This is a genomic window from Ruegeria sp. E5, assembly GCF_056534105.1.
Map to the genome: position 1 here is coordinate 1061165 of NZ_JBQFPA010000001.1, position 12072 is coordinate 1073236.

The following is a 12072-nucleotide window of genomic DNA, read 5'->3' on the forward strand; positions in this document are numbered from 1 at the left end:
ACCTTGGCGGATTTGCAACGACTTCTGGCATGTGGGCACAGAGCCGTTAGCGTATGACAGAGATTTTGGTTTGGCCATAACCATGCGTGGCGCACCTTCGGAAGGACAGTAGATGATGAGCAAGCAGTTCAAAGTGGCTCTGTTGGGAACCGGCCTGATGGGAGCTCCTATGGCGCGGAATATATTGCGCGCCGAGTTTCCGCTCACTGTATGGAACCGCAGCTTGAAAAAGGCAAAACCGTTGACAGCAGAAGGCGCGACATTGGTGGAAACTGCCCCGCTGGCGGTTTCGGGTGCAGACGTAATAATAACCATGCTCTCGGATGGATACGCGGCCGGCGCGCTACTTGCTGACGAGGCTTTCCGCGAGCAACTCAAACCGGGGATGATCTGGATTGATATGTCGAGCGCCAAACCCGAACACGCAAGAGAGCAATCCGCGCAGCTTTCCTCGATGGGGGTGCTGCATCTGGACGCCCCGGTTTCCGGTGGCACCAAAGGTGCCGAAGCTGGCACCCTTGCGATCATGGTCGGTGGCGATCAGGACGTTATGGAGCGCGTGCGACCAGTTCTGACAGCAATGGGCCGGCCTGTGCATGTTGGCCCAAGTGGTTCTGGTCAATTGTGCAAATTGGCCAATCAAACAATTGTCGCTGTAACAATATCGGCAGTCGCCGAGGCGACTCTACTGGCTCAGCAAGGCGGTGCGGACCCCACCGCGTTAAGGGCCGCACTAAAGGGGGGCTTTGCGGATAGTATTATCTTGCAACAACATGGCGAACGCATGTCTGATGGAAATTTTACACCCGGGGGTTTGTCTAAGTTTCAACTAAAGGATTTGGACAACACGCTGGAGGAAGCACGAAGCCTTGGCGTTGAGCTACCTAGCACCCGATCTGTGCGCGACCGTTTCGAATATCTGATAGACGAAATGGATGGGGCCGAACTGGATCATTCAGCTTTGTATCTAGAGCTCAAAAAACGGAACGGAATGCTGTGACGCGGATCCTGATTATAGGCGGCGGAGGAATGCTGGGCCAGAAACTGGCCCATCGCGTGTCGACCCAAGAAACCTTTGGAGCCGATGCCCAAGTCTCACTGTTCGATCTCTCGTTCCCGCCCGACAGTGCGGCAGGTAATCAAATTGTGGGGAACTTGACTGCGTCAGGCATAGCTAAGTCTTTTGCTACGCAGCGGCCAGACGTCATTTTTCATCTTGCAGCTATCGTTTCAGGCCAAGCTGAGACAGACTTTGCGTTGGGCTGGGATGTAAACCTTGTGGCAACGTGGGCACTGCTGAACGCACTTAAGGATGAACACGAGGCATCAGGAAACGAGTACACACCTCGTCTGGTTTTTGCCTCGTCCATAGCAGTTTTCGGGTCACCATTCCCCGAAAAGATAAGCGATGAGTTCCTCTCGGCACCTTTGACAAGTTACGGAGCGCAGAAAGCGGCGGCTGAATTGATGATCACGGATTTCAGCAGGAAAGGATACATCGACGGTATCTCCTTGCGCTTGCCCACTTTGTGTGTGCGCCCGGGCAAAGCCAACGCTGCCGCTTCGTCCTTCTTTTCGGGTATAATCCGAGAGCCATTGAATGGGGATGAGGCTGTCTTGCCAGTTGCCGAAACCGTTCGCCACTGGCACGCCAGCCCCCGCGCCGCTGCGACTTTTTTGACCCACGCAGCAACAATGGACACTCAGCTTTTGAATGACAGACGCGCATTGAACATGCCTGGCGTAAGTTGCACCGTCGCCGAACAAATCGAAGCTCTGCGCAAAGTGGCCGGCCAAGAAGCGGTTGGCCTAATCAGGCAAGAACCCGACGAGACAATCGAACGAATAGTCAAGAATTGGCCGCGAGACTTTCAAACAGATCGCGCTCTGGAGTTGGGGTTCGAGGCGGAATCAAGCTTCGACGAAATCATTCGCGTGTATTTGGAAGACGATTTTCGGCTTTAGTCGCCCATCGTCTTTCCAGTTAGATGGCGTTCCAGATGGTCGTGAATTTTCTCTCGTGTTAACTGCTCATCCCCTGACAATGCTGCTTCAAGTATATCGGCATGGTGTCTTATGTTCTGAGAAATGAATTCAAAGTTCCGGTCTGCCACCATCAACTGCTGTCTGAATTGCGCATAAACTCGGCTATGCATTTGTTTTAAAGTTTCCGAGCCACAGGCAGAAATAAGTGTTTGGTGAAATTCCTTTTCCGAGGCAAACCATATCTCGATAAGGCCGCTCGGGTCGTCTGTGGCGTGAATGCGTTTTTCGATATGGCTGAGTTTGTGATGTGCGGCCGTCAATCTTGCTTCCCAATCCACCCCGCCATTACGGATCGACATTGCGGTGCCTTCGGCCTCCAACAGAACACGGACGTGCGTCAATTCGATAAGCTTCTGCGGCGAACGCATTGGCACGCGGAAACCTTTTTGTTCCTGAAAGTCCACCAAACCAACAGCGGCCAAACGAAAAAGGACTTCACGAACGGCGCTCGCAGAACAGCCATACACTTTACGAAGTTCTTCAGCCCGCACCTTCGCTCCATGCTCGAATCCATTAGAGATCAGGCGCATCTTAAGATCTTGATAAATATCTATTTCGTCGTTCATTCCAGTATGCACCTTCAAGTTTTGTCCAAGTAGCGTCCTAACCTTATTTTCGAATTATCGCAAGAATCTCGAAATTTTTAGAAATTTCAATTTTTTCTTGTTGCATTCGATTCGTCGGCTTAACGTTTACCTGCGCGACAGCAAAGGAGGCGGCAAGATCTTCCACACCGCGCACGCTCAACGTCTGGGAGGACAATATGAAAATAGTCAAGACAGCGGCCCTGGCGGCCGTAGCCACGACAATGGCAGCCGGTTTCGCGATGGCTGAAACAACGAAGCTTAGAATTCAAACCCATTTTTCGCCCGAAACTCTGTCAGGCCAGATGGCTGCAAAATTCGTTGAAGACATTCAGGAAATGTCGAACGGCGAAATCGAAGTTGAAATGTTCTATTCCTCTTCGGTGGTCAAATCAGTTGAAACCTTCGATGCCGCAGCTACAGGAATTCTGGATTGCGACATGACGGGCGGCGGCTATCAGACCGGTAAAAACCCGGCCTTCCAGTTTGCGGGCGACCTGCTCGGCGGATATCAGAACCCATATCAGCAAATGGCTTGGCTTCTTCATGGCGGCGGAAGAGAAGCTGTAAATGATCTATACAACGGCTACGACATGGAATTCATCGGATGGTGGATTCCCGGGCCAGAGTCGTTGTCTTCGACCAAGCCGATTGCAAAAGTGGAAGACTTCAAAGATTGGAAGTTCCGCTCGCCTCCAGGCCTTGCTACCAAGGTGTTCGCGGAACTTGGTGCTTCTCCGATCGTGATGGACTTCAACGAAATCTTCACGGCTTTGGAAACCGGTATCATTGATGGTGCGGATGCTGCGAACCTGACGAACAATGTAGGCCTCGGTCTGTACGAGATCGCAGGCCACACAAACTATCCCGGTTTCCACTCGATGCCTGCAGATCACCTAGCTTGTCGCAAAGACGTCTGGGAAGCGATGCCCGCGCATCACAAGAAGATCATGGAAGTCGCAATGGATAGCCTGGCATTGCACAATGCCACAATCAATGAGGTGCAGAACGCTCAGACTGCAAAAGACTTGAAGGCAAAAGGCGTGCAGTTGTACGAATGGTCGCCTGAAGACCTGGCAGCGTATCGCGCGGCCGTTCAGGTCGGTTGGACGGAGTTCGCAACGACACCTGAAGCACAGGCGCTTTTGGAAAGCCACATCAACTTCCTGCGTGACCTGGGCGCAATGCAATAATCAGGCTTCGATCGAACTACGACACACGGAAAGGCCGCGCTTGCGGCCTCTCCGGATCGGCGCCGGGATCCAGAACTTCATGAAAATCACCAGAATAATAAGTCATGTACTGCAGTACGACATGCCGGAAGTTCTGGGCTACTCGCAACAGTATTATGACAAGCGTACAACCCATCTGGTCGAGATTCAGACAGATGAAGGGGTAACCGGTTGGGGGGAGTGCTTTGGTCCCGGAAACGTAGCCATTGCGAACAAATCCATCGTGGAAAAGGTAATCCAACCAATGGTCCTTGGCATGGACCCTTTGGACAAAGACGTGATCTGGCACAAGGTGTACAATCTTTTGCGAGACCATGGCCAAAGCGGAATGCCAATACAGGCTTTGTCCGGGGTGGACATCGCACTTTGGGACATCTCCGGCAAAATCTCTGGCCTCCCCCTCCATAAGCTTGTCGGCGGGGCTCATCGCGCAAGCGTTCCTTGCTACGGCTACGGCATGATGCTCCGGGATGAACCGATTTCTAGTCTTGCAAGCCGTTTTGAGGATGAAGCCGCTAAGATCAAGTCAATGGGATTTACCGCCACCAAAATGAAAACGGGCTTTGGCCCGAAGCCTGATGTGAAACTGTGCGAAGCAGTTAGACGCGGAGTTGGTGACGACTTTCCTTTTATGGTCGATGCAAACCATGCCTATACGACTTCAGACGCGTTCTTTGTCGGTCGGGCGCTGGAAGAACTGGACGCATATTGGTTCGAAGAACCGGTCGCGCCAGAAGACATTGACGGATACCGCGAACTGCGCACTTCGCTTAAAGTAAACATCTCAGGCGGAGAGGCGGTATTCAATCGCTGGGCATGGCGCAATCTTCTTGAAAACCGTGGCATCGATATCGCGCAGCCAGAGGTTTGTGCTTTGGGCGGTGTTTCAGAGTATCTCAGGGTACTGTCTCTATGCCACGCACATTTCACTCCGGTCGTAAATCACGTCTGGGGTAGCGCCATCGCCGTCGCAACTAATCTGCATTTACTAGCGGCCATGCCCGCAATTCCAGGCGGCTTGCATCCATGGGAGCCGATGCTGGAGTTCGACACAACGGACAACAAGTTTCGGGACGATCTGCTGACCGAACCGCTGGAAATTCAAAATCAAGTCAAGGCCAACAACGGCCGTGTCACGATCCCGACTGGCCCCGGATTGGGTGTCGAGCCGGACCGAGACTTTATCGATCACTACAGGATCGAAGGATAGGGACGAGGGTTACGCGATGCACAAGAACTCAGGCGGACTAATTGAATGGCTCATACCGTTGGCCTTCGTCGCAACAGCCAGCTGGCTTGTTTGGCATCTTCCCGCATTCCTATTGGACTGGCTGCCTTACACCTCTGAGTCCCTCAAAAGTCAGGTAACTGAAATATATCTGCGCAGCGACGTTACGCCCGAATTGTCTGGCGTATTCGGGGGGTATGTCGACATCATCGACATGGCCGCGCTCGTCCTTCTACCGTTTCTTGCAGTGATTGGTACCAAGACCGTGCGCCCGGCGACGATGGAGTTCGAAGGCTCGACGGTTATGGACCGTTTCGCCCTGTTCATAGGTCGAGTGACGATGATGATGATCGCAATCATGACTGTCGTGATGCTCTACGAAGTCTTCATGCGTTATATCCTGGAGAAGCCGACCGAGTGGGCGAACGAAATGACACTCTGGTTCGCCAGCTTTGTGTTTTTGATGTCTGGCTACTACGCCATGCAGCAACGCAGTCACATTCGAATATTCCTGCTGTACGACGCAGTTCCACGTTGGCTTCAGCGCGTTTTTGATACGGTTTCGACTATACTGATCGTGCTATTTGCCTTCTTTCTTGTCTACGGCAGCTACAAACAGGTGTTCGTCAACAAGCTCTACAAATGGGAGCTTTATGGCTCTGCCTTCAATCCGCCGATCCCGGCGACGTTGCAGCCGATGGTGCTGATCGTGATTACGCTCGTCGCAATGCAAGCAATTTTGAACCTGGTCGCGGATTGGAACAAAGAACCGGAAATCCACACAGATGAACCGGACGAAGACGAAATTGAAATGATCAAACGGGCGGTGGGACAAGACTGATGGACATTGGAACAATCTCACTCATCCTGATGGTCGCCCTGATTGTGCTTCTGGCGATCGGGATGCCCTTGGGTCTGGCCTCGGCTTCGCTTGCGGTTCTGGTTCTTGTGCTCAAGTTCGAACCGACACTGCTTTTAAACCCGTTTTCATTCGGCGACGGGATTCTCACAGGTCGGCCTGGGACTGGGCCGCTCTATATCCTGGCGCAGAAGATATACGGGCTCTTAACGGACTACGTGCTCATATCCGTGCCATTGTTTATCTTCATGGCGTCGCTGCTTGAGCGGTCCGGGATCGCGCGCGACATGTATTCGTCGCTGAATGTCTGGCTGTCCAGAACACGCGGCGGCATCGCGATCGTGACCTCGATCATGGCGGTGATCATGGCGGCCATGTCCGGCATCATCGGCGGTGAGGTTGTCCTGCTGGGCCTTATCGCCCTGCCCCAAATGCTGCGCCTGGGCTACGATCAGAATCTCGCGATCGGCGTCATCTGCGCCTCTGGGTCGCTGGGAACCATGATCCCTCCTTCGATCGTTCTGATCATCTACGGGCTGATCACCGAAACCTCGATCAAGTCACTGTTCACCGCGTCTTTCATTCCCGGCTTCATGCTGGCCTCGATGATCATCCTGTACATCATCATCCGCACGCGGTTGAATCCTCATCACGCTCCGCTGCCGGAACCGGACCCGAACGACCCCGAACCAGCCGAGAAACGCAAACTGTTTGGTGCCTTCATGAGCATCGTCGTCGCCGGATTTTCCACCGTTCTGTTTATCCGAGCCGCGTTTTTCGAGCTGTCAGGCTCCAACGCTGCCAGCCAGGGCGAACCAGCGCGATTGGGGACAGCTGACTACCTGCCCTGGTTTGCCGGCATCACGATCGTCGCCCTTCTGCTGATTTTCTTCGTCTTTGGCAGACAACGCTCAAAAATCGGTTGGGAAATGGGCAAGGGTCTCGTCGCGCCGCTGGTTGTAATCGGCGTCGTGCTCGGCTCGATCTATGGCGGGATCACAGGTATCACTGAGGCTGCAGGCATGGGCGCCTTCGCAGTCCTGATCATCGCCATCCTAAGGGGCGAAGGATCGTTCGAGCTGGTTTGGGACAGCTTGATGCGGACACTAAAATCCACAGGCACCATCATCTGGGTTACGATCGGGGCCGCCGCGCTGGCGGGTGCCTATACCATTGCTGGAGGGCCCCAATACGTGGCCGACCTGATCGTCGGCCAGGAGCTGCCGACCATGTTGGTCATTCTGGTAATGATGCTGATCTTGCTGTTCATGGGCGCATTCATGGATTGGGTCGGCATCGTACTGTTGATCATTCCGGTCTTTCTGCCGATCGTCCTGCGCCTTCCTATCGAGGAAATCGGAGTCTTTGGCCAGTTGGAGCCGAGTCATGTCGCCATCTGGTTCGGCGTCGTGTTCTGTATGAACATGCAGGTCAGCTTCCTCTCGCCCCCTTTCGGCCCGGCCGCGTTCTACCTGAAGTCAGTGGCTCCGCCGCATATCAGCCTGACGGATATCTTCCGCGGCTTCCTGCCATTCATCGGGATCCAGTTGCTGGCGCTTTCCGTTCTTCTGATCTGGCCGGGTATCATCGCGCTGCTGTTGTGAGGTTGCACCCATGCTGACACAAGATGCGATTGGCAAGTTCCAGACCGATGGATACCTCGTGGTTGAGGATGTAATTCCCCGCGATGTCCTGGGTCGGGTGCAAGCGGAATACTCAGATGTCCTGAACCGGCTCTATGACTGTTGGTACAAAAAAGGACTGGTCAAGGACGAGCCGTCCGGAATGACCTTCTGGGACAAACTTCTGTCCGCCTATCAGGCCGGATGCGACTATTTCCAGCCGCTGGACATCTCGCTGCCCGGCGATCGGATCATGGCGGACACACCGTTCCATATTGGGCCCGCGGTGTTCGACTTGCTGACGGCCCGTCCCATGCTTGACATCGTCGAGCAGCTGATCGGGCCAGAGTTGGTGAGCAATCCAATCCAGCACGTTCGGCTGAAGCCCCCTGCCCTGAAGCTGTCCAAGGACGAGGTGCGCGCGCACATCACCGCAACGGACTGGCATCAGGACCGAGCGGTTGCGCTGGAGGATGCTGATCAGACCGACATGGTCACGGTGTGGATTGCCGTCAACGATGCAACCGTCGAAAACGGCTGCCTGCAAGTGCTGCCAATGGCACAAGACCAATCTATCCTGCCACATTGTGCCCGGACGCAGACAGGCATTGCCGACGGGTTCATTGATGAAGGCCGCGCCGTGCCCCTTCCTGTCAAGGCCGGCGGGATCATCCTGTTTCACCCTTTGACGCCACACGCTTCGCTGATCAATAAAACGGACCGGTTCCGCTGGTCGTTCGACATCCGCTTTAGCGCGGCAGGCCAGCCGACCGGTCGAGATCATTTCCCCAGCTTCATCGCGAGGTCCAGATCGCGCCCCGAAACCGAGCTGCGAGATTGGCGCGTCTGCAAGTCCAATTGGGAGGCGGCGCGAGCAAGACTGTCCGGCAAGCCGCATATAGATATTCACCGGTGGACATCGGACTCACCGTTCTGCGCCTAGCTGCTGCCGCCAGGAAAGCTGATTATGACTTTTGTACGTTTAGATCGAACGGATAGCGTAGTGGTTGCAACTCGGCACCTGGAGGCCGGCAGTATGGTCGAGGATGTCACGACCAATGCGCGCATCCTTTCGGGGCACAAGGTCGCCACGCGGAATCTTACACTCGGCGATCCGGTCAGAAAGTACGCCCAGATCATCGGCTACGCCACCCAACCGATCGAACCCGGCGACCATGTGCACACCCACAATGTCGAGTTCCGCAACACAAGCGTGAACTACGAGTTTGCGACGGATCACAGACCCACGAAACCCGCCAACTCGGTCGATACGTTTATGGGCTACCACCGGGATAGCGGTCGGGTCGGTACGCGCAACTACATCGCGGTTCTGACCACCGTGAACTGTTCGGCAACTGCGGCCCGCATGATCGCCAATCACTTCACGCCGGACAAGCTGGCCGAGTTTCCGAACGTCGACGGCGTGGTGGCCTTTGTACACGGAACGGGCTGCGGAATGGCCGATTCCGGCGACGGTTTTGAAGCCCTTCAACGGGTCATGTGGGGGTTTGCAAAACACCCCAACCACGCTGCCGTTCTGATGGTCGGTCTAGGCTGCGAGATGAACCAGATCGACTGGCTGCTGGACGCGTATGGGCTGAAGCAAAGTCCCACCTTCCAGACGATGAACATCCAGAACGTCGCCGGATTGCGTCGGACCGTGGAAATGGGCATCAACAAGATCAAAAAGATGCTTCCCATTGCCAATGAGGCGAGGCGCAGCGAAGCCCCGGCGTCCGAACTGATGGTTGCGCTGCAATGCGGTGGCTCGGACGCTTGGTCCGGCGTGACCGCGAACCCGGCGCTCGGACATGCCTGCGACTTGTTGGTTGCGCAAGGCGGCACAGGTGTCCTTGCGGAAACACCCGAAATTTACGGAGCCGAACACCTTTTGACCCGCCGCGCCCTTAGTCGCACAACTGGGGAAAAACTGATCGGACTGATCGATTGGTGGCAGGACTATACCGCTCGCAATCACGGTTCGATGGACAACAACCCAAGCCCCGGCAACAAGCAAGGGGGTCTGACGACCATCCTAGAGAAGTCGCTGGGGGCAGCGGCGAAGGGCGGCACCACCCCTTTGACCGGTGTATTCAAATACGCCGAACCCATCACCGCCAAAGGCTTCACCTTCATGGACAGCCCCGGATATGACCCGGCCTCGGTGACCGGGCAGATCGCGGCTGGGTGCAACCTTGTGTGCTTCACCACGGGACGCGGCTCTGCATTTGGGTCCAAGCCGGCACCCACGCTGAAAATCGCTACCAACTCTGTATTGGCAGCACGCATGCCCGAAGACATGGACGTGGATGCGGGCGACATTCTGACCAAAGGCGCCAGCGTCGAAGAAAAAGGACAGGAAATATACCGGCGGCTGCTCCAAGTCGCCTCTGGCGCGCGGACCAAGTCCGAGGCGCAGGGCTTGGGTGACTACGAATTTGTTCCCTGGCAAATCGGAGCGGTGATGTGAAACGGATCCTTGTAGCCGGCGGCGGATTAATCGGTATCCGCCACGTCCGCGCCGTGATTGAGCATCCCGGCTGCATGTTGGTCGGGTTGGCCGATCCAGATGGCTCGATCCAGATCGACGCGCCGCGTTTTGCTAGTATGGACGAGGTGCAGGACCCGATAGATGGCGTCATTATCGCGACGCCAACCCGACTGCATGCCGAACATGGCATTCTGGCCGCATCCCGCGGTTGGCACATGCTGATCGAAAAGCCGGTTGCAGCATCGGTCGATGATGCCCTGCGCCTGAAGACGGCCGTTCGCCAGGCCAATGTCCGCAGTCTTGTAGGCCACCATCGGCGGTATCATACAATCTTGCAACACCTGAAGGAGGTGATCGCGCAAGGTACGATCGGACAAGTCATCAATGTCTCGTTGCTGTGGGCCATGCGCAAACCCGACAGCTATTTTGAACAGAACTGGCGGACTTCCGATGGCAGCCCAGTCATGATCAATCTGGTGCATGATATCGATGTCCTGCGCTTTGTGATCGGAGAAATCTCGGATGTCGTCGCCCTGCCCGGAGCGCCCATCCGCGGATCGGATAGGATAGAAAGCGGGGCTGTCGCGATCGCATTCGAAAACGGCGCGACGGGCACTATCAGCTTTGCCGATACCGCACCCAGCCCCTGGGGGTTTGAGGCCGGAACCGGCGAGAACCCGAACATCGGCACGACCCATCAGGACATGATCTGGATCACGGGAACCAGTGGCGCTGTGAGTTTTCCCTCCATGACCCTGTGGCGCGGACAGGATTGGGGCACTGCGGCCCAAAAAGACCAACTTACACGACCGGAACAACAACGCGCACCGCTAGAGGTGCAGCTGGATCACTTCCTTGACGTGATCGATGGCGCTCCTCCACTGATTGACGTCGAGGATGCAGCCCGAACGCTCGAGGTCACATCACGGATTGAACAGGGGCTAAAGGCGCGAACGACCCGAGCGCGGGCGCCGGCCTGATGGACATGCGGCCCGGCCAAATGCCGGACCACCCAAAAACCAATGATTATCCACCGGGCAATATGAGCATTAAAAAAGCAAAGCCGCCCGCAACAAACACAAGAATAAAAACCAGACACATTCACGGAAAGGGAAACCAATGAGCAAACCATCAATCGGGTTTATCGGCTTGGGACTAATGGGCGGAGCCATGGTTAGCCGACTGTTGGACCAAGGATATTCGGTCGCTGTATTGGGAAACCGCGACCGCACGTACCTAGACGCCGCGATTGACCGAGGCGCCCGCGAGATGCGAAACGCCCAAGAACTGGCTCAGGCCAGCGACATCGTGATGCTGTGCATGGGCACCTCCGAACAGGTCGAGAGCCGAATGCACGGTGCAGATGGAGTGATTGCGGGATTGAAGTCCGGCGCGATTGTCATCGACTTTGGCACCTCGCTTCCTGGCAGCACACGCGCCTTGGCCGAGGAGGTTGCCGCAGCCGACGGAAGCTATCTTGATGCACCGCTTGGCCGGACACCTTCACACGCGCTAGAAGGCAAGCTCAACATTATGACGTCTGGAGACAAGGCTGCCTTTGACAAGGCCGAGCCGACACTGAAAGATTTGGGCGAAAACGTTTTTTACCTTGGCCCCGTTGGGTCCGGGCACACGATCAAGCTGATCAACAACTTCTTCGGAATGACCGTTGCGAACGCGATGGCCGAAGCCTTTGCCATGGCTGACATCACCGGTGTTGACCGCAAGCAAGTGTATGACGTTATGGCCGCAGGGCCGTTGCATTCCGGAATGATGGATTTTGTCAAAGCCTACGGCGTCGAGAACGACCCAAACCAGCTGGCCTTTGCGATCAAGAACGCAGCAAAAGACCTTGGGTATTATGACCGTATGGCACGCGAGGCAGGCGTTATCAGCTTGATGTCGCAGGGCGCACTTTCGGCGCTGAATGACGCGCGCGACCACGGTCAAGCGGACGACATGGTCAGCCAGATGGTTGACTACTACGTCAAGCGTTTCAACACCTGATCG

General features: G+C 55.5%; 10 protein-coding genes and 1 pseudogene. 10 read left to right on the top strand and 1 reads right to left on the bottom strand.

Going from position 1 to position 12072, the window contains the following annotated elements; translation table 11 throughout:
• The first annotated feature begins 115 nt into the window (after positions 1-115).
• Together ACR0BI_RS05360 and denD are read left to right on the top strand one after the other, a co-directional pair.
• Complete coding sequence (locus tag ACR0BI_RS05360; RefSeq protein ID WP_480561300.1) at positions 116-1000, top strand: NAD(P)-dependent oxidoreductase; 885 nt, start codon at positions 116-118, stop codon at positions 998-1000.
• Positions 997-1965, top strand: coding sequence for a D-erythronate dehydrogenase (denD, locus tag ACR0BI_RS05365; protein WP_480561299.1), 969 nt, complete (start codon positions 997-999; stop codon positions 1963-1965). The genes ACR0BI_RS05360 and denD overlap by 4 nt, the downstream gene beginning before the upstream one ends.
• Here the strand turns inward: denD and ACR0BI_RS05370 are convergent.
• On the bottom strand, positions 1962-2612 hold the full coding sequence (locus tag ACR0BI_RS05370; protein ID WP_170396177.1) for a GntR family transcriptional regulator: 651 nt from the start codon (positions 2610-2612) through the stop codon (positions 1962-1964). The two genes, denD and ACR0BI_RS05370, sit on opposite strands and share 4 nt — an antisense overlap.
• Positions 2613-2809: 197 nt before the next feature.
• Between ACR0BI_RS05370 and ACR0BI_RS05375 the strand changes: the two genes are divergently transcribed.
• From ACR0BI_RS05375 to ACR0BI_RS05410, 8 genes and pseudogenes are all read left to right on the top strand, one after another.
• Complete coding sequence (locus ACR0BI_RS05375) at positions 2810-3823, top strand: TRAP transporter substrate-binding protein (protein WP_170396175.1); 1014 nt, start codon at positions 2810-2812, stop codon at positions 3821-3823.
• A gap of 79 nt (positions 3824-3902) precedes the next feature.
• Entirely contained in the window at positions 3903-5072 is a 1170-nt protein-coding gene (locus tag ACR0BI_RS05380) for a mandelate racemase/muconate lactonizing enzyme family protein (RefSeq protein ID WP_480561298.1), read from the top strand.
• A 16-nt stretch (positions 5073-5088) separates the two neighbouring features.
• The gene (locus ACR0BI_RS05385; RefSeq protein ID WP_480503398.1) at positions 5089-5931 is read left to right on the top strand and encodes a TRAP transporter small permease subunit; all 843 of its coding nucleotides are present in this window, start codon (positions 5089-5091) and stop codon (positions 5929-5931) included.
• Positions 5931-7553, top strand: a complete 1623-nt coding sequence (locus ACR0BI_RS05390; RefSeq protein ID WP_170396171.1) for a TRAP transporter large permease subunit — start codon at positions 5931-5933, stop codon at positions 7551-7553. The genes ACR0BI_RS05385 and ACR0BI_RS05390 overlap by 1 nt, the downstream gene beginning before the upstream one ends.
• A gap of 10 nt (positions 7554-7563) precedes the next feature.
• Positions 7564-8514, top strand: coding sequence for a phytanoyl-CoA dioxygenase family protein (locus ACR0BI_RS05395; RefSeq protein ID WP_170512728.1), 951 nt, complete (start codon positions 7564-7566; stop codon positions 8512-8514).
• A 24-nt stretch (positions 8515-8538) separates the two neighbouring features.
• Complete coding sequence (locus tag ACR0BI_RS05400; protein WP_480561297.1) at positions 8539-10041, top strand: UxaA family hydrolase; 1503 nt, start codon at positions 8539-8541, stop codon at positions 10039-10041.
• On the top strand, positions 10038-11042 hold the full coding sequence (locus ACR0BI_RS05405) for a Gfo/Idh/MocA family protein (protein ID WP_170635313.1): 1005 nt from the start codon (positions 10038-10040) through the stop codon (positions 11040-11042). The genes ACR0BI_RS05400 and ACR0BI_RS05405 overlap by 4 nt, the downstream gene beginning before the upstream one ends.
• 106 nt (positions 11043-11148) lie before the next feature.
• A pseudogene (locus ACR0BI_RS05410) lies at positions 11149-12069 on the top strand (NAD(P)-dependent oxidoreductase); the annotation flags it as partial.
• Between the last annotated feature and the right edge of the window lie 3 nt (positions 12070-12072).

Coding starts and splice junctions, on each gene's coding strand:
- ACR0BI_RS05385 (WP_480503398.1), top strand. CDS start 5,089: ATGCACAAGAACTCAGGCGGACTAATTGAATGGCTCATACCGTTGGCC.
- ACR0BI_RS05370 (WP_170396177.1), bottom strand. CDS start 2,612: ATGAACGACGAAATAGATATTTATCAAGATCTTAAGATGCGCCTGATC.
- ACR0BI_RS05375 (WP_170396175.1), top strand. CDS start 2,810: ATGAAAATAGTCAAGACAGCGGCCCTGGCGGCCGTAGCCACGACAATG.
- ACR0BI_RS05400 (WP_480561297.1), top strand. CDS start 8,539: ATGACTTTTGTACGTTTAGATCGAACGGATAGCGTAGTGGTTGCAACT.
- ACR0BI_RS05380 (WP_480561298.1), top strand. CDS start 3,903: ATGAAAATCACCAGAATAATAAGTCATGTACTGCAGTACGACATGCCG.
- ACR0BI_RS05360 (WP_480561300.1), top strand. CDS start 116: ATGAGCAAGCAGTTCAAAGTGGCTCTGTTGGGAACCGGCCTGATGGGA.
- ACR0BI_RS05395 (WP_170512728.1), top strand. CDS start 7,564: ATGCTGACACAAGATGCGATTGGCAAGTTCCAGACCGATGGATACCTC.
- ACR0BI_RS05390 (WP_170396171.1), top strand. CDS start 5,931: ATGGACATTGGAACAATCTCACTCATCCTGATGGTCGCCCTGATTGTG.